This window comes from Streptomyces sp. NBC_00536 (assembly GCF_036346295.1).
Taxonomy (GTDB): Bacteria; Actinomycetota; Actinomycetes; order Streptomycetales; family Streptomycetaceae; genus Streptomyces.
The window spans coordinates 2,306,463-2,328,701 of record NZ_CP107819.1; the positions used below are offsets into that span (position 1 = coordinate 2,306,463).

Consider the following 22,239-nt stretch of genomic DNA (forward strand, 5'->3'; position numbering starts at 1 on the left):
GAAATCAGTCGGTCATGCGGAGTCAGTGGTGGCCGTGGCCGCTCTGGATCTCCTTGTACTCCTCCGCCGTGGGCTTCGGAATCTGGTTGTTCTCGCCGTAGAAGCCCTTGCTGAGCTTCGCACGGAGCTTCTCCAGGGCCTTCACCTTGCGCTCGACACCGTTCTCGTCGACCGTCGGGCCGATCTCGATCGGCTTGTACTGCTCGTACGAGGTGAGCGTGTGCAGCTTGCCCTGCGAGAGCGGCTCGTGGACCTCGACGAACTCACCGTGCGGCAGGCGCTTGATGATGCCGGTCTCGCGACCGTGCAGCACCTTGTCCCGGTCCCGGCGCTGGAGGCCGAGGCAGATCCGCTTGGTGGCGATGAAGGCGAGGACCGGGACGGCGAAGAAGCCGATCCGGACGAACCAGGTGATCGAGTTGATCGACAGGTGGAAGTACTGGGCGAACATGTCGTTGCCGCCGCCGATGAGGAGCACGATGTACTCCGCGATCCAGGCGACACCGAACGCCGTGCGGGTCGGGACGTTGCGCGGGCGGTCCAGGATGTGGTGCTCGCGCTTGTCCCCGGTGACCCAGGACTCGATGAACGGGTAGATGGCGATCGAGGAGAGCACCAGCGGGAAGAGCAGCAGCGGGATGAACACGCCCAGGACCAGCGTGTGGCCCCAGAGGTTGATCTCCCAGCCCGGCATCGCGCGGATGAGGCCTTCCGGCATGCCCATGTACCAGTCGGGCTGCGCACCGGTGGACACGTGGTCCGGGCGGTACGGGCCGATGGCCCAGATCGGGTTGATCGAGGCGATCGCCGCGATGGCCGCGATGACACCGAAGACCAGGAAGAAGAAGCCTCCGGCCTTGGCCATGTAGACCGGCAGCAGCGGCATGCCGACGACGTTGTTGTTCGTCTTGCCGGGGCCCGCGAACTGGGTGTGCTTGTGGTAGAAGACCAGGATCAGGTGGGCCACCAGCAGGCCCATCATGATGCCGGGCAGCAGCAGGATGTGCACCGAGTAGAACCGGGAGACGAAGTCGCCGCCCGGGAACTCCCCGCCGAACAGGAACATCGACAGGTACGTGCCGACGACCGGGACGGACAGGATGGCGCCCTGCATGAAGCGGACACCGGTACCCGACAGCAGGTCGTCCGGCAGCGAGTAACCGGTGAAACCGGTGAACATGCCGAGGAACAGCAGCAGGAAGCCGAAGACCCAGTTGACCTCACGCGGCTTGCGGAACGCACCGGTGAAGAACACGCGCATCATGTGCACGACCATCGCGGCGACGAAGATCAGCGCCGCCCAGTGGTGGATCTGGCGGATCAGCAGACCGCCGCGCACGTCGAAGCTGATGTCCAGGGTCGAGGCGAAGGCCTCGGACATCTGGACGCCCTGCATCGGCACGTACGAGCCGTGGTACACGACCTCGTTCATGCTCGGGTGGAAGAACAGCGTCAGGTACACACCCGTGAGGATGATGATGATGAAGCTGTAGAGGCAGATCTCACCGAGCATGAAGGACCAGTGGTCCGGGAAGATCTTGCGCATGTTGGCCTTGGCGAGGCCGTAGATGCCCAGGCGGCCGTCCGCCCAGTCCGCTACGCGCTCGCCGGCAGGCGCTTTGCGCTCCGTCGTTTCAGTGGCAGTGCTCATCCGCGCTCCCAGAATGCAGGACCGACGGGCTCTTCGAAGTCGCCGTGCGCTTCGAGGAAGCCATCGCTGTTCACGCCGATGCGCAGCTGCGGAAGCGCGTGACCAGCGGGACCGAAGATGACGCGGGCGCCGTCGGAGAGGTCGAAGGTGGACTGGTGGCACGGGCAGAGCACGTGGTGCGTCTGCTGCTCGTACAGGCTGATCGGGCAGCCGACGTGGGTGCAGATCTTCGAGTAGGCCACGATGCCCTCGTGGGACCACTCCAGTTCCTGCTTGTCCTTGATGTCCTCCGGCTTGATGCGGACGATCATCAGGGCAGCCTTGGCGATCTGCGTCTGGAAGTCGTGCTGGTCCTCCTCCAGGCCCTCGGGCATGGCGAAGGTGAGCGACCCGACGATGATGTCCTCGGGACGCAGCGGCTCCATCGTGTTGGAGTTGATGAGCAGCTTGCCCTTGGCCCACAGGGTCTTGCGGAGCTTGTCCTCGGGCAGCGGGCCCAGGTCGCGCAGGATCACGACGGCGGACAGCGGCAGCATGGCCAGCGCGCCCAGCATCGTGTTGCGGATCAGGGGACGCCGGCCGATGGCCGACTCGCTGGCGCCGTCGGCGAAGTCCTTGAGGACCTGCGCCTTGACCTCCGGCGGAGCGGCGATCTCGTGCCGCTCGGCGGCGACCTCGACGTCGGACATCAGGGTGCGGGCCCAGTGGACCGCGCCCGCGCCGATGCAGAAGAGCGCCGTGCCCAGGGTCATGCCGAGGGCGAAGTTGAGCGCGCTCACCTTCCCGATGGGGAAGATGAACACGATCTTGTCGACCGGCAGGGTCACGTACGAGGCGATGAAGCCGACCGTGGCCAGCATCGACAGCGTGAACAGCATCGCGACCGTGCGCTCGGAGCGCTTGGCCGCCCGCTCGTCGATGTCCTGGATACGGGGCTTGTGGGCCGGCAGGCCCGGGTCGGCGAACGGGTCGTCCGCCACTGCCACGCCACCGTGGTGCGCGTCGCCCTGCTCGCTCGGCAGGTGCTTCTCTTCGGGAATGTCTTGGCTACTCATGACTTCTTGGCCTTAGCGGTGTGGGCCGCGACCCAGACGGCGACAGCGATCAGCGCACCCAGTCCGAAGATCCAGCCGAAGAGGCCCTCGGACACGGGGCCGAGGCCACCGAGCTTGAGGCCGCCGGGGCTGTTCGACTTCTCGCCGTTCACGTTCTGGAGGTACGCGATGATGTCCTTCTTCTGCTTCTCCGGCATGGTGCTGTCGGGGAAGGAGGGCATGTTCTGCGGGCCGGTGAGCATGGCCTCGTAGATGTGCTTCGGCTCGACGCCCTCAAGGTTGGGGGCGTACTTGCCGTGCGTCAGCGCGCCGCCCTCACCGGTGAAGTTGTGGCACTGCGCGCAGTTGTTGCGGAACAGTTCGCCACCCGCGGCGATGTCCGCGCCCGCCGGGTCGTACTGCTTCCCGGTCGGCGTGATCGGACCGGCACCGAGGGACGCGATGAACGCGGCCAGCTGGTCGGTCTGCGCCTGGGTGTAGATGACGGGCTTCTTCGGCACCTGAGCGCCGGGCTGCTGGGCGGGCATACGGCCCGAGCTCACCTGGAAGTCGACGGCCGCGGAGCCGACACCCACCAGGCTCGGGCCGTCAGAGGAACCCTGGCCGCCGGTCCCGTGGCAGCTTGCGCAGCCCACGGCGTAGAGCTTCTTGCCCTCCTCGATGGCGAGGGACTGGGAGGTTTCGTCGGCCTGCGCATTGCCCGCGGGCGCGAAGGCGGCGTACAGCCCCCCAGTGACCGCCAGGGCGAAGAGTAGAACGACGACCGCCGCCAGCGGATGGCGTCGTCGTGCGGAGAGCTTTTTCACGGATTACCCCGGTGTCAGGATCTTCTGCGTCGGTGTGTCTGGATGGAGTGCCGGGTCGGGCCCGGCGACGTGTTCGCTACTTGATCAGGTAGATCGTGGCGAAGAGGCCGATCCAGACGACATCGACGAAGTGCCAGTAGTAGGACACGACGATGGCCGACGTGGCCTGTTCGTGGGTGAACCTCTTGGCCGCGTACGTCCGGCCGAGGACCAGGAGGAAGGCGATGAGGCCGCCCGTCACGTGCAGCCCGTGGAAGCCGGTGGTCAGGTAGAACACCGAGCCGTACGGGTCTGACGAGAGACTCAGGCCATCCTTCTTGACCAGCTCGGTGTACTCGAACACCTGGCCGCCAATGAAGATCGCACCCATGATGAACGTGATGATGAACCACGTCCGGAGCTTCTTCACGTCACCGCGCTCGGCTGCGAATACGCCGAGCTGGCAGGTGAGCGAGGAAAGCACCAGGACCGTGGTGTTCGTCGCCGAGAAGGGCAGGTTCAAGGCCTCGGCCTGTTCCGCCCAATGCTCGGCGCCCATCACTGATCTCAGGGTGAAGTACATCGCGAAGAGGGCCGCGAAGAACATCAGCTCGGAACTCAACCAGATGATCGTTCCGACGCTGACGAGGTTCGGCCTGTTGACCGTCGGGTGCGCGTGCCCGGTATCTACTGTCGTTGCTGTCGCCACGACCGACATTATGTCGGTCGCTTATCCCGCCCTCACCCCGGGGGGTGCCGTTCGGAGTGTCCGGGGCGTGTGCAAGGCCCGAACGGCCCATCAGAGGCCCCTGCGAACCGATGTTGACAGGGTGTCGGACGGAGTAGCATCCGCGACATCATCAACGTGATTCATGTGACACGTGGAGGAACGAAATGCGGGCGACTGCGCGGGTTCTGGTCTACAGCGATGACGCCAACACCCGGGAGCAGGTGCGGCTGGCGTCCGGGCGCAGGCCCGCAGCGGACCTGCCGCCGGTGGAGTTCCTGGAGTGCGCCACCATGGACGCCGTCCTCAAGGAGCTGGACGCGGGCGGCATCGACGCCTGTGTGCTGGACGGTGAGGCCGTACCGGCCGGGGGCATGGGCGTGTGCCGGCAGATCAAGGACGAGATCTTCCGGTGTCCCCCGGTGCTGCTGCTGATCGGGCGCCCGCAGGACGCCTGGCTGGCCACCTGGAGCCGCGCCGACCGGGCGGTGACCCTGCCGGTCGACCCGGTGGACTTCCCCGAGGCCCTGGCCGACGTACTGCGGACGCGGCTGTCCGTGAGCGCCTGAGGCACCTGAAGCACCCGGTCATCGCGCCAACGGCCCCTGGAGCCCTTCTACGGGCTTCCAGGGGCCGTTGTGCGTCTGGCGCGGCCCGGTTCCGGGCGTGTCCGGTGTGATCCGACGGTGCCTCAGACCTGGGGGCGCAGCCGGGCGGCGTCGACGGGACTGCGCCCGTCCTGGGTGCCCTTGAGCAGGGCGCTGCCCTCGCGCCACTCCTTCCAGTCCAGGTTCCAGTCGCCGTAGCCGTTGCCGAAGGGGTCCATGTCCTCGCCGATGCTGTTGATCACACGGACGATGTCGCCCTCGCTGATGTTCTCGTAGAACCAGGCGGCGTTGCCGGTGCTCATGCCGGTGCAGCCGTGGCTGACGTTCTCGTAGCCCTGGGAGCCGACGGACCACGGCGCGGCGTGCACGTATTCACCGCTCCAGGTCACCCGGGTGGCGTAGTACACGGGGAGGTTGTAGTACTCGCTGCCGCCGATGCCGACGGTGTCTCCGCGCATTTGGACGTAGTACTGCTTGCCCAGCACGACCTTGACGCCGTTGCGGGTGGAGAAGCCGGGCTTTCCGGTGGTGACCGGAATGGTGTTGATCACTTCTCCGTTGCGCTTGAAGGTCAGGTAGTGCGAGGAGGCGTCGGTGGTGACCTCGACGCGGTCGCCGATCTCCAGCGTGAGCGACTTGGCGGCGGCGCCGTAGAGCCCGTCGGCGATCTTGACGCCCTCCAGGTTGCTCCGTACGGAGACGGTGGTGTTGGCGGGCCAGTAGTCCTTGGGCCGGAAGTGGAGCTTCTTGTCGTCCACCCAGTGCCAGGCGCCCTGGACGTTGTCGGGGGCGTCCACGATCAGGCCCCGTTCGATGACGGCGCGGGCGGCCTTGTCCTTGACCGGTTCGGTCAGTTCGGCCGTCAGGGGCTGGCCGACTCCGTATTTGCCCGCCTCCGGGCCGAATTCGACGTGGACGACCTTCTTGGCCGGGGTGGTCTCGAAGCTCAGCGTGCGCTGCCCCTGGGCGCCGCGTTCGTCCTCCGTGCCCACGATGACGGTGTAGCGGACGCCCGCGGCCATCGGCGCGGTGCTGTGCCAGCGGTCGCCCTTGGCGGAGAGTTCGCCCGCGAGGCGGCGGCCGTGGGTGTCGACGGCGCTCACGTCGGTGATCCGGCCGTCGCCCTTCTTGGCGGTGACCTCCAGCGGGCGGTCGGGGTCGACGGGGCGGCCGCCCGACGCTTGGTTGAAGGCGACCTCGTCGCCCGCGTCGTAGGGGCGGGCAGACAGCGGGTTGGTGTCGCCGGACCCGCATGCGGTGGCGCCGGCCCCGAGGGACGCGACCAGCAGGGAGCAGCCGATTACCGTCCAAAGACGCGGTGAGTGGTTCATGAGACCACGCTATGAAGATATGACAATTACGGCGCGCGGGGTGACTGCAAACGAGGGGCCCGGACTCCTCTTGACGAGGTGTCCGGGCCCCAAGTGGGTTACGCGCGGTGCTGCCGTCCTACTGGTTGGCGTTCTCGCCCCGGTAGTACTCGTACACCCAGCCCCACAGACCGATCAGGATCAGCGGCGCGGAGAAGTACATCAGCCACCAGCCGAAGATGACGCCCATGAAGGCGAAGGCGCCACCGATGGCCAGCGAGAGCGGCTGCCAGCTGTGCGGGGAGAAGAATCCCAGCTCGCCGGCCTCGTCCGCGACATCGGCCTCCAGGTTGTCCTGGGCCATCTCGTCCACGCGCCGGGCCGTGAAGGCCAGGTAGTAGCCGATCATGACGCTCAGGCCGAAGGCCAGGAAGAGAGCGGTGGTTCCGACCGGTTCCTTCGACCACACGCCGTACACGACGGCCATGATCAGAATGAACAGGGAGAGCCAGAGGAACATCCTGCCCTGGATCTTCACTTGCCGGCCTCCTTGCCACCGGTGACCGCCTGGGGAGCCACGGCGTGGTCCGTCAGGTGGTCGAGGGCCGCGATCTCCGGGTGGTGCAGGTCGAACGCCGGGGATTCGGAACGGATCCGCGGCAGGGTGAGGAAGTTGTGCCGCGGCGGCGGGCAGGACGTCGCCCACTCCAGCGAGCGGCCGTAACCCCACGGGTCGTCGACCTCGACCTTCTTGCCGTACTTCGCCGTCTTCCAGACGTTGTACATGAAGGGGAGCATCGACAGGCCGAGCAGGAACGAGCTGATCGTCGAGATCGTGTTCAGCGCGGTGAAGCCGTCGGCGGCGAGGTAGTCCGCGTAACGACGCGGCATGCCCTCGGCACCCAGCCAGTGCTGCACCAGGAACGTGCCGTGGAAGCCCACGAACAGGGTCCAGAAGGTGATCTTGCCCAGGCGCTCGTCCAGCATCTTGCCCGTGAACTTCGGCCACCAGAAGTGGAAGCCGGAGAACATCGCGAAGACCACGGTGCCGAAGATGACGTAGTGGAAGTGCGCGACGACGAAGTACGAGTCGGAGACGTGGAAGTCCATCGGGGGCGAGGCCAGGATGACGCCGGTCAGACCACCGAAGGTGAAGGTGATCAGGAAGCCGACTGCCCAGAGCATCGGGGTCTCGAAGGACAACGAGCCCTTCCACATGGTGCCGATCCAGTTGAAGAACTTCACACCGGTCGGTACCGCGATCAGGAAGGTCATGAACGAGAAGAACGGCAGCAGCACACCACCGGTGACGTACATGTGGTGGGCCCACACGGTCACCGAGAGGCCGGCGATCGCGATCGTCGCGGCGATCAGGCCGATGTAACCGAACATCGGCTTGCGCGAGAAGACCGGGATCACTTCGGAAATGATCCCGAAGAAGGGCAAGGCGATGATGTACACCTCTGGGTGTCCGAAGAACCAGAAGAGGTGTTGCCACAGCAACGCGCCGCCGTTGGCCGCGTCGAACACATGCGCACCGAACTTGCGGTCGGCCTCCAGCGCGAAGAGCGCGGCGGCGAGCACCGGGAAGGCGAGCAGGACCAGAACACCGGTCAGCAGCACGTTCCAGACGAAGATCGGCATGCGGAACATCGTCATGCCGGGGGCGCGCATGCAGATGATCGTGGTGATGAAGTTGACCGAACCGAGGATCGTGCCGAAGCCGGAGAAGGCCAGACCCATGATCCACATGTCGGCGCCGATGCCCGGCGAGCGGACGGCGTCCGACAGCGGGGAGTAGGCGAACCAGCCGAAGTCGGCGGCACCCGAGGGGGTGACGAAGCCGGCCACCGCGATGGTCGAACCGAAGAGGTACAGCCAGTACGCGAACATGTTCAGCCGCGGGAACGCCACGTCGGGCGCGCCGATCTGCAGCGGCATGATCCAGTTCGCGAAGCCGGCGAACAGCGGGGTGGCGAACATCAGCAGCATGATCGTGCCATGCATGGTGAACGCCTGGTTGAACTGCTCGTTCGACATGATCTGCGTGCCCGGACGGGCCAGCTCGGCGCGCATGAAGAGCGCCATGATCCCGCCGATGATGAAGAACACGAACGACGTGACCAGGTACATCGTGCCGATGGTCTTGTGGTCGGTCGTGGTCATCCACTTCACGACCACATTGCCCGGCTGCTTGCGCCGTACCGGCAGCTCGTTCTCATACGAGTCCGCGGCGGCACCCTGCGGCTGGTTGAGGATGCTCACAGTTTGTTCACCTCAGCGTTGCGGGCCGGGTCGGTCTGCTTGATGCCGGCCGGGAGGTAACCGGTCTGCCCCTTCTCCGCCAGCTCCTTCAGGTGCGCCTGGTACGCCTCCGGGGAGACGACCTTGACGTTGAAGAGCATCCGGGAGTGGTCGACGCCGCAGAGCTCGGCGCACTTGCCCATGAAGGTGCCCTCTTGGGTCGGGGTGACCTCGAAGACGTTGGTGTGGCCCGGGATGACGTCCTGCTTGAACAGGAAGGGGACCACCCAGAAGGAGTGGATGACGTCGTTGGACGACAGGATGAAGCGGACCTTCTCGCCCTTGGGGAGCCAGAGGGTCGGACCCGGGTTCTTGGTGTCCGGGTTGCGCGAACCAGGAACGCCCTTGTCGTAGACGCCCTCGGAACCTGCCGGGAAGTCCTTGGTGTAGCGGTCCGGGAGGGAGGCCAGTTCCTTCGGAACCGTGCCCGCCTTGGGGGTCGCCGCGTCGCCGTCGACGTTCTCGACGTAGTTGAAGCCCCAGCTCCACTGGAAGCCGATCACGTTGATCGTGTGCGTCGGCTTCGCGGAGAGGGACAGCAGCTTCGACTCGTCACGCGCGGTGAAGTAGAACAGCACCGAGACGATGATGAGCGGGACCACGGTGTACAGCGCCTCGATCGGCATGTTGTACCGGGTCTGCGGCGGAACCTCGATCTTCGTCCGGCTGCGCCGGTGGAAGATGACGCTCCAGATGATCAGACCCCAGACCAGGACGCCCGTGATGAGAGCGGCCGCCCACGACCCCTGCCACAGGGAGAGGATGATCGGCGCCTCTTTGGTGACCGGATCCGGCATACCGAGGTTGGGGAAGTCTTTATATGAATACGAGCAACCAGTGGCGGTCGCCAGGACCACGCCCGCAGTCAGCGCCTGCAGCAGCTTCCGCCGCATCGGGCGCCGCGGCGAGCGGTCGGAGCCGTAGGGACTCACGTAGCGCCTTCCCGAGAGTCTCGGCCCGCGCGGTCGGCCGCGGCCGTGTTCGGGTCGGTCGCCGGCCCTGACGCAGGCAGGGGTTTGGATGTTTATGCGGACCAAACCCTACTGGACGCTATTTGGGGTCGCGCGGGGAGGGTGCCCAACGCGCCGCTACTGCCCCCGAAGGGGTGGCTCCGCCGTACGGGGGAAGGTCCGTCTGCCCCTGAATGGCGGTGTCCGGAGGCTATCTGACGGGCCCTGACCTCGGGGGACGTCCGCCCGCGCGGGCCCTGCGGATAGCGTGAGCGGATGCCGTACTTCGATGTCGCCTCCGCCGCTCCGCTGCACCCGGTCGCCCGGCAGGCCCTGCAGGCCGCGCTGGACGAGGGCTGGGCCGACCCCGCCCGGCTCTACCGGGAGGGCAGGCGGGCCCGGCTGCTGCTGGACGCGGCGCGGGAGGCCGCGGCCGAGGCGGTGGGGTGCCGTCCGGACGAACTCGTCTTCACTCCTTCGGGGACGCACGCCGTTCACGCGGGCATCGAGGGCGCCCTGGCGGGCCGTCGGCGCGTCGGAACGCACCTCGTGGTGTCCGCGGTCGAACACAGTTCTGTCCTCCATTCGGCGGCGGCAGTCGAGTCACGCGGAGGCGCGTTCACCGAAGTGCCGGTCGACCGCGGCGGCGCGGTCGACCCGGAGGTGTTCGAACGGGCGTTGCGGCCGGACACCGCGCTGGCCGCCCTGCAGTCCGCCAACCACGAGGTGGGGACGGTCCAGCCGGTGCCCGAAGTGGCCGAGCGCTGCCGGGCCGCGGGGGTGCCGCTGCTCGTCGACGCGGCGCAGTCGCTGCCGTGGGGGCCGGCGCCCGAGGGGTGGTCGCTGCTGGCCGCGAGCGCGCACAAGTGGGGCGGCCCGGCCGGAGTCGGCCTCCTCGCCGTCCGCAAGGGGGTCCGCTTCGCACCCCAAGGCCCCGGCGGGGAACGGGAGTCGGGCCGCTCCCCCGGCTTCGAGAACATCCCGGCCATCGTGGCCGCCGCGGCCTCGCTGCGCGCCGTACGGGCGGACGCCGCGGCCGAGTCGGAGCGGCTGCGGGTCCTCGTGGACCGGATCCGGCGACGCGTGGCCCGGCTGGTCCCGGACGTGGAAGTGGTCGGCGATCCGCTGCGGCGGCTGCCGCACCTGGTCACCTTCTCCTGCCTCTACGTCGACGGGGAGATCCTGCTGCACGAGCTGGACCGGGCCGGGTACTCGGTGTCGTCCGGGTCCTCCTGCACCAGCTCGACGCTCACCCCCAGCCATGTGCTCAAGGCGATGGGAGTGCTGTCGGAGGGCAACGTCCGGGTCTCGCTGCCGGCGGGCACGACCGCGGAGGACGTGAACGGCTTCCTGGACGTGCTGCCGGGGGTGGTGGCGGGCGTACGGGCCCGGCTCGGCGTGTCGCCGGCGCCGGCGCCGGCCGCGGCGGGCCCGGTGGACTCCCTCGTGGTCGACGCGCTCGGGATGCGGTGTCCGCAGCCGGTGATCGAGCTGGGCAACGCGATCGGGGGCGTGGCGGTCGGCGGGACGGTGACGGTCCTGTCGGACGACGAGGTGGCCCGGCTGGACATCCCGGCCTGGTGCGCGATGCGCGGCCAGCAATACCTGGGCGAAGCCCCTGGCCCCGGCGGCGTGGGGGTCGCGTACACGGTGCGAAGGGTGGTGTGAGGGGGCCGGTGCCGCTGGCGCTGGCACTGCGCGGGCCCGGGTGGCGCTCCGGCGCGGGCGGGCCGCTGGCGCTGCGGGCGCGGGTCCGGGTGCCGATGGCGCTGCGGGCGCGGGTGGGCCGCTGCGCGGGCGGGTCCGGGTGCCGCTGCGCTGGGCCTCTGTTGCCTCCGGCGGCGCCTCAAACGCCGGCGAGGCTGAGATCGGGCCGAGGTCACCCGGAGGGCAAAACCCAGCCCGCGCGGCACGTCCCCAGCCCCGCCCGGCGCTTACCCCAGCCTGCCCGGCGCTTGAGGGCGTCTTCAGCCGCCCGGCGGTTGACGGCACACCCAGCCCGACCGGCGCATACCCCAGCCCGCCCGGCGCTTGAGGGCATCCTCAGCCCGCCCGGCGCTTGAGGGCACACCCATCCCGACCAGCGCTTACCCCAGCCTGCCCGGCGATTGAGGGCACACCCATCCCGACCAGCGCATACCCCAGCCCGCCCGGCGATTGAGGGCATCTTCAGCCCGCCCGGCGATTGAGGGCGTCCTCAGCCTGCCCGGCGATTGAGGGCAGGCTGAGGGGCGGGGGCGGAGGGGGCTCCGCCCCCGGGGGTCAGGACAGGTGGGCCTGGACTTCGGCGGCGGCCTCGTCGCCGTAGGCCTTGGCGAAGCGCTCCATGAAGTGGGCACGGGCCAGGGTGTACTCCTGGGTGCCCAGCGTCTCGATGACCAGCGTCGCGAGCATGCAGCCGACCTGCGCCGCCCGCTCCAGCCCGACCCCCCAGCCCAGCCCCGTGAGGAATCCCGCACGGAAGGCGTCGCCGACACCCGTCGGGTCGACCTTCGCGGTCTCCTCGGGGCAGCCGACCACGATCGGGTCGTGACCGACGCGCTCGATCTTCACGCCGTTCGAGCCGAGCGTGGTGACCCGGGTGCCGACCTTGGCCAGGATCTCCGCGTCGGTCCAGCCGGACTTCGACTCGATGAGGCCCTTCTCGTACTCGTTCGAGAAGAGGTACGTCGCGCCCTCCATGAGGGTGCGGATGTTCTCGCCGTCCATGCGGGCGATCTGCTGCGAGAAGTCGGCGGCGAAGGGGATCCCCCGCGTCTGGCACTCCTCGGTGTGGCGCAGCATCGCCTCGGGGTCGTCGGCGCCGATCAGGACGAGGTCCAGGCCGCCCACGCGGTCGGCGACGGCCTTCAGCTCGATCAGCCGGGCCTCGCTCATGGCGCCGGTGTAGAAGGAGCCGATCTGGTTGTGGTCGGCGTCCGTGGTGCACACGAAGCGCGCGGTGTGCAGCACCTCGGAGATCCGTACGGACTCGGTGTCCACGCCGTGGCGGTCGAGCCAGGCGCGGTATTCGTCGAAGTCGTAGCCGGCGGCGCCGACGAGGACCGGGCGGCTGCCGAGCTGCCCCATACCGAAGCAGATGTTCGGGCCGACCCCGCCGCGTCGCACGTCGAGGTTGTCGACGAGGAAGGAGAGGGAGACCGTGTGCAGCTGGTCCGCGACCAGCTGGTCGGCGAAGCGGCCGGGGAAGGTCATGAGGTGGTCGGTGGCGATGGAGCCGGTGACTGCGATGCGCACGGCGTGGATGCTCCTGCGAGGGGCGGCAAGGGGACAGTCAAAGCTACCCGGTCGACGGCGAACGGCCGACCGGCCGAAACTACCCCGTAGTAGGTCTTTCTTCGCACCGAGACTGCTGCTTACGGTGCCGTCATGACCTACACGGATGGCTTCGGGTACCCGCAGTACACCGCTCCCGAGCGGACCACGGAAGTCTCTCGTCAGCCAGGATTCGTCCGGCTTCTGGGCGACTGTGCCCGGATGGCCCCCCACTGGTCGGTCCCGGCGGGCCCCCGCCCGGCCCGGGTGGCGCCCTCGCAGATCCACGGGGTGAGCGTGCCGCCCGCCTCCGCGCGGCTCATCGCCTCCACCGCGCAGTACGGATACTGACTCACCCGAAGGTCCGGGGAACCGGTTCCGCTCCTGTTCCGTCCCACTCGCATCACGACGGCGAGGCAGGCAAAGGAGCGATGCGGTGACCACCGAGCATTCCGGTCCGACTGACAACACCGAACCGGCCGCAGTGACCGAGGTGGCCGAAGCGGCGGTGCGGCCGGGCGGCGCCCGACGGCGTCCCCGCTGGGCCGTCGCCTCGGTCGCGGCCGCCGTGCTGCTCGCCGGGGGCGGCACGGCGTACTGGGCGTCCACGGCCTACGGCGGCACCGGCACCGGCGCCGCGGAGGCGTCCATGTCCGCGCGCGACGCGGGCCGGGCGGCCTCCCCCGGCTCCCCGGGTTCCGTCGGCCCCTCCGCTCCCGGCATCGCCCCGGGGGAACCGGATCCGTCCGGCTCCGGGGTGACCTACCGGGCCGACGGCCCCCTCCCGCAGGGTCCGGCCAGCGCGCCGTCCTTCGCGGCGGGCGGTGACGTGACCGAGGCCGAGGTGGCCCGGCTCGCGACGGCCCTCGGCATCTCGGGCACCCCGCGGCACGAGGGCGATTTCTGGCAGGCGGGTGTGGTCGGCGACCCGTCCGGGCCTCGCCTCCAGGTGACCCTCAAGGCGCCCGGGACCTGGAACTTCACCCGGCACCTCGCGGGCGGCTCGGACAACTGCGTGCGCGGCAAGGACACCTGCGGGCCCGCCACCCTCCCCGGCGGCGACGGCGCACAGGCCCCGGCGGCGGGCCAGGCACCCGCATCCGGTACGGCGGCCGGTCCCGCCTCCCCCGCGGGCACTGCGGTGAGCGAGGAGGCGGCGAAGGCCGCGGCGGCTCCGCTGCTCGCGGCGGCGGGCCAGGACGGCGCGAAGCTGGACGCCCGGCAGGTCCGCGGCTCGGTGCGGGTGGTGACCGCGGACCCGGTGGTCGGCGGGCTGCCCACGCAAGGCTGGCAGAGCACGGTGAGCGTGGGCCCGGACGGCCAGGTGGTGGCGGGGACCGGCGAGCTGAAGGCGCCCGTACGGTCCGCCGAGCAGCCGGTGGTCGGCGCGAAGGAGGCCCTGGACCGGCTGAACGCCGCCTCGGGCGGTGGCTCCGGCACCGGGCCGGGCGGGTGCGCGACGTCCGTACCGCTGGAGCCGGACACGGCGGTCGGGCCGACCGACACCCTGCCGTGCAACCCGGAGCCGCGCCCGATGAAGCCGCCGCGTACGGAGACGGTCCGCTCGGCGGTGCTGGGTCTGGCCGCGGGGACCGTGGACGGTGGCCGCGGGCTGGTGCCCGCATGGCTCTTCGAGGTGGCGGGCAACGGGGGCGGCGCCGCTCGTACGGTGTCCCAGCCCGCCGCGCGGGACGGAGCCACCGCGCCGCAGCCGGGCCGTACGGTGCCCGGGTTCTCGTACTCCGGGGCGGACCGGAAGCTGACGGTGAACTTCTGGGGCGGGGCGTGCAGTACGTACGCCGCCGAGGCCCGGGAGAGCGCCGAGGCGGTGACGGTGAAGATCACCGACACTCCGACGAACCCGGGCGGGGCCTGCATCATGCTCGCCAAGGAGATGTCGGTGACGGTGACGCTGGAGCAGCCGCTGGGCAACCGGAAGGTGGTCGACGGGACCACGGGCAAGCCGCTGCCCCGGCAGTAGGCGGACACGTACGGGCGCGTACGCCAGAGGGGGCCCACGACAGAGGGGCCCTGCCGTCAGTCCGACGGCAGGGCCCCTCTGTCACGTGTGTCACACGTCAGGGTTTAGCTGAACGAGTCACCGCAGGCGCAGGAACCCGTGGCGTTCGGGTTGTCGATCGTGAAGCCCTGCTTCTCGATCGTGTCGACGAAGTCGATGGACGCGCCGTGCAGGTACGGGCTGCTCATCCGGTCCGTGACGACCTTGACGCCGTCGAAGTCCTTGACCACGTCACCGTCGAGGGAGCGCTCGTCGAAGAAGAGCTGGTAGCGCAGGCCGGAGCAGCCGCCGGGCTGGACGGCGACGCGGAGCGCCAGGTCCTCGCGGCCTTCCTGCTCCAGCAGGGTCCTGACCTTCTCGGCGGCGGCGTCGGACAGGAGGATGCCGTCGCTCACAGTGGTCTTTTCGTCCTGAACGGACATCTGCATTCACTCCCGAAGTGGGCGGCTTCCCGGCGGGGGCAGGGAAACGTCGGACTCTTGCCGTCGGTGGCAACGAGCGCGGCCGCCGATTCATTCCGGGTCCGGCGCTTGTTCCAGATATTCATGCTCGCACACCGGCGCGCCGGGGCGGGCCCCCTGAGGGCCGCCGGGCGAATGCGTCACATCGACACTATCGGCATCGTCAAAGTGACGTGAAGCGGCTATCATAGATAACGTCAAATAGACGAGAAGTCGCAGTGAGTTCGCAGTGAGTCCCTCGGACGTCTCTCTTCAGAAGTCCCTTGTCGCAGAACAGAAAGGGTGCGTGTCGTGACCACCGCCCAGCCTTTGGACGTCCAGCCGACGCCCCTTGCCCTGCTGCTGCTCGGCCGCGAGGCCGACCCCAAGAGCGAGCGCGGGGTGGAGTGCCCCGGCGACCTGCCCTCGCCGTCGGACCCGAACCTCGTGGCGCGCGCCCGCGCGGCCAAGGAGAAGCTCGGGGACAAGGTCTTCATCCTCGGCCACCACTACCAGCGTGACGAGGTCATCGAGTTCGCCGACGTCACCGGCGACTCGTTCAAGCTGGCCAAGGACGCGGCCGCCAAGCCGGAGGCCGAGTACATCGTCTTCTGCGGCGTCCACTTCATGGCCGAGTCCGCGGACATCCTGACCACGGACGACCAGAAGGTCGTCCTGCCGGACCTGGCCGCGGGCTGCTCCATGGCCGACATGGCCACCGCCGAGCAGGTCGCGGAGTGCTGGGACGTGCTGACCGAGTCCGGCATCGCCGACGTCACGGTGCCTGTCTCGTACATGAACTCCTCCGCCGACATCAAGGCCTTCACCGGCAAGCACGGCGGCACGATCTGTACGTCGTCCAACGCGAAGCGGGCCCTGGACTGGGCCTTCGAGCAGGGCGAGAAGGTCCTCTTCCTCCCGGACCAGCACCTGGGCCGCAACACCGCCGTCCGCGACATGGGCATGTCGCTGGACGACTGCGTCCTGTACAACCCGCACAAGCCGAACGGCGGCCTGACCGTCGAGCAGCTGCGGAACGCCAAGATGATCCTGTGGCGCGGGCACTGCTCCGTGCACGGCCGCTTCTCGGTCGACTCGGTCAACGACGTGCGCGCCCGCATCCCCGGCGTGAACGTCCTGGTCCACCCGGAGTGCAAGCACGAGGTCGTCGCGGCGGCGGACTACGTCGGCTCCACCGAGTACATCATCAAGGCCCTGGAAGCGGCCCCGGCCGGCTCCAAGTGGGCCATCGGCACCGAACTGAACCTGGTCCGCCGCCTGGCGAACCGATTCGCCGCCGAGGACAAAGAAGTCGTCTTCCTCGACAAGACGGTCTGCTTCTGCTCCACGATGAACCGCATCGACCTCCCCCACCTGGTGTGGACCCTGGAGTCCCTGGCCGAGGGCAACCTCGTCAACCAGATCCAGGTGGACAAGGAGACCGAGAGCTTCGCGAAGCTCGCCCTGGAGCGCATGCTCGCCCTCCCGTAACCGGTCAACCGGTCCCCGGACACGCCGAAGGGCCGCCCCTCCCACGAGGTGCAGCCCTTCGCCGTTCGTACGGTCAGCGGCCCGGGTGGGCCGTTACGGCGTCCCGAGCTGGAAGGTCACGAAGCCCCCGTACCAGCCCGCCGCGACGCCCATGATCAGCAGGATCGGCGCCAGCGAGGTCCACTTGAGCCGGCTGAGCGGGATCGCCAGGGCGATCCACAGCGGGAAGGCCGGGAGCAGGTAGCGCGGCACGTTGGAGACGATCTGCTGGCTCGTGACGGTCGAGGCGATCGTCAGCAGGGTGAAGACGACCAGGACCAGCGGCGGCCGCAGCCGGAAGAACAGGATGAGCAGGACCGGCAGGACGATCAGCATCATGAGGCTGAAGAGGTCAGCGATGCCCCAGGCCCACAGGTAGTGGTAGCGGCCGATCATGATCTCGGGGATGGCCTTCAGCATGAACCGGCCACCGTCGAAGTAGTGCTCCCAGGCGCGCTGGATCTTGAAGTAGCCGCCGAGGTCGTTCATCTTGTAGCCCACCCAGAGGATGTAGCCGATGAACCCCCACGGGGCGATGAGCATGGCGGTCAGCGGGCGGGCGATCCCGTCCTTGCGCTGGAACAGGGCGATCAGCGCCGCCAGTCCGACCGCGCCGATGACCGCGGCCGCCGTCGGCCGGCTGAAGCCGCTGACCAGCGCGAGCACACCGGCCGGGATCCACTGCCGGGTCATGACGCAGTAGCAGGCCCAGGCCGCCAGGGCCACGAACAACGAGTCGGTGTAGACGGCCCATTCGACGCCGGAGCCGGGCAGCAGGCCCCACAGTCCGGCCGCGACGACGCCCGCCTTGGGCGAACTCATCAGCGAGACCACCGCGTAGATGCCCGCGGCGGCGAACAGGGACGCCAGCACCGATACGAGGATGCCCGCGCCGTAGACGCCGAGGCCGGTGACCTCCGACACGCCGCGCATCAGCCCCGGGTACAGCGGGAAGAACGCGGAGGAGTTCGGGACGGCCTCGATGCCGGGACCCAGCACCTGCGGGTGGTACCCCTTGGCGGCGATGTCCAGGTAGTACGCGCCGTCCCAGGTGCTCAGGACGTCCCACGGCCGGGCGCCGCCCCCGTTGCCGAGGGGCTTCTTGCGGTACTCCGCCGAGAAGTGCAGCAGGTACATGAAGAAGACGAACCCGCTCAGCTTCACCGTCGCGTAGACGCCGACGGCCGGGCCGAACCGGTTGGCGTGATGGCGCATCCACGACGCCGCGCCACCTGGCTTCTTCGCCGGCCGGCCCTGCTGACCCGACGGCCTCACGGTGTCCGTGGGCGGGGCGGATATCGCGCTCAACGTAGTCCTTAGCAGAGGGGATGGAGGGACCGGGCGGTCGGACCGGGCAGTCGGGCCGGGCCCCGAAATCCTACGTCATCGGACATTGGAGCCACCGCCGCGAAGGCCTCGCGAAGGCCGGGCGAACGGCTCGTACGGGCCTCCCGGCACCCTCCGGGAGGCCCGTACGACAGCGGCTCCCGAGACCAACGTGCAGGTCTCGGGAGCCGCTTGGGTGCCGCCGGTACGGTCAGACCTGGGCCGGGGTCTGGGACGGGGTTTCGGTGGGCGGGGTTGCCGGGAGGCGGGACGCGCGCTTCGCGGCGCGCTTGGCGGCGCGGCGCTCCTTGCGGAGTTCGATCATCGTGTAGATGGCCGGGACCAGGAGCAGGGTCAGCAGCGTGGAGCTGACCAGGCCGCCGATGACCACCACCGCGAGGGGCTTCGAGATGAAGCCGCCCCCGCCGGTGACGCCGAGCGCCATCGGGAGCAGCGCGAAGATCGTCGCCAGGGCCGTCATCAGGATCGGGCGGAGCCGGTGGCGGCCGCCCTCGACGACGGCTTCGACGACGCCCAGGCCCTGGGCGCGGTACTGGTTGACCAGGTCGATCAGGACGATCGCGTTGGTCACCACGATGCCGATGAGCATCAGCATGCCGATCATCGCCGGGACGCCCATCGGGGTGCCGGTGAGGAGGAGCAGGCCGAGCGCGCCGGTCGCCGCGAAGGGGACCGAGACCAGCAGGATCAGCGGCTGGACGAGCGAGCGGAAGGTCGCGACCAGCAGCATGAACACGATCGCGATGGCCGCGAGCATGGCCAGGCCCAGGGAGCCGAAGGCGTCGCTCTGGTCGGAGGAGACGCCGCCGATGGTGGCCGTGGCCCCGGCGGGCAGGTCCAGGGCCTTGAGCTTGGCGGTGAGTTCGGTGCTGACCGCGCCGGTGTTGTCGCCGTTCGGCTTGGCCGTGATGGTGGCGGCGCGGGCGCCGTCGATCCGGGTCATCGCGACCGGGCCGGGGACCACCTTGACGTCGGCGATGTCGCCGAGCTTGACCGGGCCGACGGGCAGGGCCTGGAGGTCGGCGAGGGTCTTGGCGGGCTGCGCCGAGGCGATGACGACGTTGCGCTCGGTGTCGCCGAGGAACGCCTTGCCCGCGGGGGTGCCCTGGATGGCCTGGGCGACGATCGCGCCGACCGCCGCCTGGTTCAGGCCCACGTCGGCGGCCTTGGCGGTGGCGGTGACGGAGATCCGGGGCACCGACTGGGACAGGTCGCTCTGGACGTCGCTGACGTCCTTGAGCTTGGCGACCTCGGCGCGGACCTGCTCGGCGGCCTTGGCGAGGACACCGGCGTCGCCCGCCTTGACGACCACGCTGATGTCCTGGCTGCCGAAGGCGGCGCCCGCCGAGACCGTGGTGCGGCCGATGCCGTCGAGCTTGGCCAGGTCGGTCTCGATGTGCTTCTGGACGGCCTCGCCGTCCTTGGCGTCCTTCAGGGTCACCTGGTAGGACGCCTGGTTGGAGCCCGTACCGCCGCCGAAGGCCGCCATGAAGCCGGAGGAGCCGACGGTGACCTGGTAGTCCTTGACCCCGTCGGTCGACGCGAGGACCTTCTCCACCTTGCGGCTCGCCTCGTCGGAGGCGGCCAGGGAGGTGCCGGGGGCCAGCGCCTGCTTGATGGTCAGGACGTCCTGCTCGCCCTTGTCGAAGAAGTTGGTCTTCAGCAGGGGCGCCATCGCGAAGGTGGCGACGAGGAGCACGCACGCGACGGCCACGGTGACCAGGCGGCGGCGGGCGACGAAGCGCAGCACGCGGACGTAGAAGGTCTGGAGGCGGCTGTGCGACTCCTTCTCCTCGGCGGCGCGGCGCACGGCGGCCGGGTCGACGGGGGCGCCGCCCACGCCCTTGGGGGCGCTGAGGAACCAGTACGACAGGACCGGTACGACCGTCAGGGACACCAGCAGCGAGGCCAGCAGGGCCGCGGTCACGGTGAGCGAGAAGGAGCTGAACAGCTCCCCGATCATGCCGCCGACCAGGCCGATCGGCAGGAAGACGGCGACGGTGGTGAGCGTCGAGGAGGTGACCGCGCCGGCCACTTCCTTGACCGCGGTGATGATCGCGGCCTCGCGCTCCTCGCCGTAGGACAGGTGCCGCTTGATGTTCTCCAGGACGACGATGGAGTCGTCGACGACGCGGCCGATGGCGATGGTGAGCGCGCCCAGCGTCAGCATGTTCAGCGACAGGTCGCGGGTCCACAGCACGATCAGCGCCAGCACGATGGACAGCGGGATGGAGACCGCGGTGACCAGGGTCGAGCGGATCGAGGCGAGGAAGACCAGGATCACGATCACCGCGAAGACCAGGCCGAGCAGGCCCTCGGTGGTGAGGCTGGAGATGGAGGTGGCGACGGCCGGGCCGTTGTCGCTGACCACGGTGAGGGCCCCGCCGGCGCCGAGCGAGGTGCGCAGCCCGGGCAGCTTGTCCTTGACGGCGTCGGAGATGGCGACGGAGCTGCCGTCCTTGTCCATCGTGACGACGACGGCGAGGCTGGGCTTGCCGTTGGTGCGGGTGATGGAGACGGACTTGGCCGGCTCCTGCTTGACGGTGGCGACGTCGCCGAGGCGGACCGCCTTGCCCGAGCCGGAGCCCGAGCCCGAACCGGTCCCGGGGCCGGCGCCGGGGCTCAGGCGCAGGTCCTCCAGCTGGGCGAGGGAGGTGTAGCCGCCGCCGACGCGGACGGTGCGGTTCTTGCCCTCCTCGTCGAAGGAACCGGCGGGCATGGTGGCGCCGCCCGCTTCCAGGCCCTTGGCGAGCGCGGCCGTGTCGAGGCCGGCGGCCGCCAGCTTCGCCCGGTCGGGGGTGACGGTGACCTGGAGGTCCTGCACGCCGTTGACGGTGACCTGGCCGACGCCGGGGATGTCCTGCAGGACGGGGACGACGCTGCGCTGCAGCTGGTCGGCCAGGGCCTGCTGGTCCTTGTCGGAGGTGGCGGCGAGGACGACGGTCGGCATGTCGTCGGTGGAACCGGCGACGACCTGGGGGTCGACTTCGGCGGGCAGCCGGACGCGGGCCCGGTTGACGGCCTGCTGGACGTCGGCGACGAGCTGCTTGGTGCCGCTGTCGCCGAAGTCGAACTTGGCCATGATGAGGGCGTTGCCCTCGCTGGCGGTGGAGGTGATGCCGGTGATGCCGTCGACGCCCTTGAGGGTGGCTTCGATCGGCTCGATGACCTGCTTCTCGACCACGTCGGGCGAGGCGCCCTGGTACGGCGCGAGGATGGACACCATCGGCAGCTCGATGGAGGGCAGCAGTTGCTGCTTGAGCTGCGGGATGGCTATGGCGCCGAACAGGAGCGCGACGATCGACACGAGGCCGATCAGCGCCCGTTGGGCAAGGCTGAAGCGGGACAGCCAGGACATGGATGAGATCTCTCTGCCGAGTTGAGCGAGGGTTACCCCACCCTCTCCCGCCCCGGAGCGCCCGGACGTCGCCCGCAGGTCCCGTCCTTATGCCGCGTATACCGCGTCCGGAGTACTCCCCCACTACTCCTCCGCTACTCCGCCACGGCTCCCGCCGCCGCTCCCGTCACTCGGACCGGGGCCGCACCAGGCCCGATTCGTACGCGATGACCACCAATTGCGCCCGGTCGCGGGCGCCGAGCTTGGCCATCGCCCGGTTCACGTGGGTCTTGACGGTGAGCGGGCTGACCTCCAGGCGGCCGCCGATCTCGTCGTTGGACAGTCCGCCCGCGACCAGGCCGAGCACCTCGCGCTCCCGGCTGGTCAGCGTGGCGAGCCGTTCGGCGTGCGCGCCCGCCGCGGTGCCGGGGGCCGGGCCGGCGCCGCCGTCCTGGGCCAGGAAGGTGGCGATCAGGCCTTTGGTGGCGGCCGGGGAGAGCAGGGCCTCCCCCGCGACGGCGATCCGGATGGCGTTCAGCAGCTCCTCCGGCTCGGCGCCCTTGCCGAGGAACCCGGAGGCACCCGCCCGCAGGGCCGCGGCGACGTACTCGTCGACCTCGAAGGTCGTCAGCATCACCACGCGCACGCCCGAGAGTTCCGGGTCGGCGCTGATCATCCGGGTGGCGGCGAGCCCGTCGGTACCGGGCATCCGGATGTCCATGAGGACCACGTCGGCCCGCCGCTCGCGGGCGAGCGCGTACGCCTGCGCCCCATCGGCGGCCTCCCCGACGACCTCCATGTCGGGCTCGGAGTCCACCAGCACCTTGAAGGCGCTGCGCAGCAGGGCCTGGTCGTCGGCGAGGAGCACCCGGATGGGCGCGGCGGGGGTCTGCGGGTCGCTCGGCGTGTGTTCCACGGGA

18 protein-coding genes are annotated in these 22,239 nt (G+C 69.4%); 5 read left to right on the forward strand and 13 right to left on the reverse strand.

The features are described from left to right. Positions 1–22: 22 nt before the first annotated feature. The 4 genes from qcrB to ctaE form a co-directional block, all read right to left on the reverse strand. A complete protein-coding gene (qcrB, locus tag OHS33_RS09990; protein WP_330330029.1) occupies positions 23–1,651 on the reverse strand; it encodes a cytochrome bc1 complex cytochrome b subunit in 1,629 nt (542 codons plus the stop codon). Continuing rightward, complete coding sequence (qcrA, locus tag OHS33_RS09995) at positions 1,648–2,706, reverse strand: cytochrome bc1 complex Rieske iron-sulfur subunit (protein WP_330330030.1); 1,059 nt, start codon at positions 2,704–2,706, stop codon at positions 1,648–1,650. Before qcrA ends, qcrB begins: the two co-directional genes overlap by 4 nt. Continuing rightward, the gene (qcrC, locus tag OHS33_RS10000) at positions 2,703–3,512 is read right to left on the reverse strand and encodes a cytochrome bc1 complex diheme cytochrome c subunit (RefSeq protein WP_330330031.1); all 810 of its coding nucleotides are present in this window, start codon (positions 3,510–3,512) and stop codon (positions 2,703–2,705) included. Before qcrC ends, qcrA begins: the two co-directional genes overlap by 4 nt. Before the next feature lie 76 nt (positions 3,513–3,588). Then, positions 3,589–4,209 (reverse strand): aa3-type cytochrome oxidase subunit III, encoded by a 621-nt coding sequence (gene ctaE / locus OHS33_RS10005; protein ID WP_330330032.1) that lies wholly within the window; start codon positions 4,207–4,209, stop codon positions 3,589–3,591. Positions 4,210–4,385: 176 nt separating this feature from the next. On the opposite strand from ctaE, the gene OHS33_RS10010 reads away from it, so the two are divergent. Beyond that, complete coding sequence (locus OHS33_RS10010; protein WP_330330033.1) at positions 4,386–4,787, forward strand: hypothetical protein; 402 nt, start codon at positions 4,386–4,388, stop codon at positions 4,785–4,787. A 122-nt stretch (positions 4,788–4,909) separates the two neighbouring features. On the opposite strand, the gene OHS33_RS10015 is transcribed toward OHS33_RS10010, so the two are convergent. From OHS33_RS10015 to ctaC, 4 genes are all read right to left on the reverse strand, one after another. Continuing rightward, complete coding sequence (locus OHS33_RS10015) at positions 4,910–6,157, reverse strand: L,D-transpeptidase (RefSeq protein WP_330330034.1); 1,248 nt, start codon at positions 6,155–6,157, stop codon at positions 4,910–4,912. A 118-nt stretch (positions 6,158–6,275) separates the two neighbouring features. Further along, on the reverse strand, positions 6,276–6,674 hold the full coding sequence (locus tag OHS33_RS10020) for a cytochrome c oxidase subunit 4 (RefSeq protein ID WP_330330035.1): 399 nt from the start codon (positions 6,672–6,674) through the stop codon (positions 6,276–6,278). Then, positions 6,671–8,401, reverse strand: coding sequence for an aa3-type cytochrome oxidase subunit I (gene ctaD, locus OHS33_RS10025; protein WP_330330036.1), 1,731 nt, complete (start codon positions 8,399–8,401; stop codon positions 6,671–6,673). The genes OHS33_RS10020 and ctaD overlap by 4 nt, the downstream gene beginning before the upstream one ends. Continuing rightward, on the reverse strand, positions 8,398–9,372 hold the full coding sequence (gene ctaC / locus OHS33_RS10030) for an aa3-type cytochrome oxidase subunit II (protein ID WP_330330037.1): 975 nt from the start codon (positions 9,370–9,372) through the stop codon (positions 8,398–8,400). Before ctaC ends, ctaD begins: the two co-directional genes overlap by 4 nt. Positions 9,373–9,666: 294 nt before the next feature. Between ctaC and OHS33_RS10035 the strand changes: the two genes are divergently transcribed. Continuing rightward, positions 9,667–11,058 (forward strand): cysteine desulfurase/sulfurtransferase TusA family protein, encoded by a 1,392-nt coding sequence (locus OHS33_RS10035; RefSeq protein WP_330330038.1) that lies wholly within the window; start codon positions 9,667–9,669, stop codon positions 11,056–11,058. Between the two features lie 594 nt (positions 11,059–11,652). Here the strand turns inward: OHS33_RS10035 and OHS33_RS10040 are convergent. Beyond that, positions 11,653–12,627, reverse strand: coding sequence for a carbohydrate kinase family protein (locus OHS33_RS10040; RefSeq protein ID WP_330330039.1), 975 nt, complete (start codon positions 12,625–12,627; stop codon positions 11,653–11,655). Between the two features lie 132 nt (positions 12,628–12,759). Here OHS33_RS10040 and OHS33_RS10045 point away from each other — a divergent pair, with 132 nt between their 5' ends. Further along, positions 12,760–12,996, forward strand: coding sequence for a hypothetical protein (locus tag OHS33_RS10045; protein WP_330330040.1), 237 nt, complete (start codon positions 12,760–12,762; stop codon positions 12,994–12,996). Between the two features lie 85 nt (positions 12,997–13,081). Beyond that, positions 13,082–14,626 (forward strand): hypothetical protein, encoded by a 1,545-nt coding sequence (locus OHS33_RS10050; protein WP_330330041.1) that lies wholly within the window; start codon positions 13,082–13,084, stop codon positions 14,624–14,626. Positions 14,627–14,730: 104 nt separating this feature from the next. Here OHS33_RS10050 and erpA read toward each other — a convergent pair whose 3' ends face one another. After that, positions 14,731–15,087: an iron-sulfur cluster insertion protein ErpA gene (gene erpA / locus OHS33_RS10055; protein WP_214949940.1), complete on the reverse strand. Its 357-nt coding sequence runs from the start codon at positions 15,085–15,087 to the stop codon at positions 14,731–14,733. Positions 15,088–15,408: 321 nt separating this feature from the next. Between erpA and nadA the strand changes: the two genes are divergently transcribed. Beyond that, complete coding sequence (gene nadA / locus OHS33_RS10060) at positions 15,409–16,596, forward strand: quinolinate synthase NadA (RefSeq protein ID WP_330330042.1); 1,188 nt, start codon at positions 15,409–15,411, stop codon at positions 16,594–16,596. Positions 16,597–16,689: 93 nt separating this feature from the next. On the opposite strand, the gene OHS33_RS10065 is transcribed toward nadA, so the two are convergent. The 3 genes from OHS33_RS10065 to OHS33_RS10075 form a co-directional block, all read right to left on the reverse strand. Continuing rightward, positions 16,690–17,850: a hypothetical protein gene (locus tag OHS33_RS10065; RefSeq protein ID WP_330330043.1), complete on the reverse strand. Its 1,161-nt coding sequence runs from the start codon at positions 17,848–17,850 to the stop codon at positions 16,690–16,692. 322 nt (positions 17,851–18,172) lie between these two features. After that, positions 18,173–21,340, reverse strand: a complete 3,168-nt coding sequence (locus OHS33_RS10070) for an efflux RND transporter permease subunit (protein ID WP_330330044.1) — start codon at positions 21,338–21,340, stop codon at positions 18,173–18,175. A gap of 166 nt (positions 21,341–21,506) precedes the next feature. Next, entirely contained in the window at positions 21,507–22,235 is a 729-nt protein-coding gene (locus tag OHS33_RS10075; protein WP_330330045.1) for a response regulator transcription factor, read from the reverse strand. Positions 22,236–22,239 lie beyond the last annotated feature (4 nt).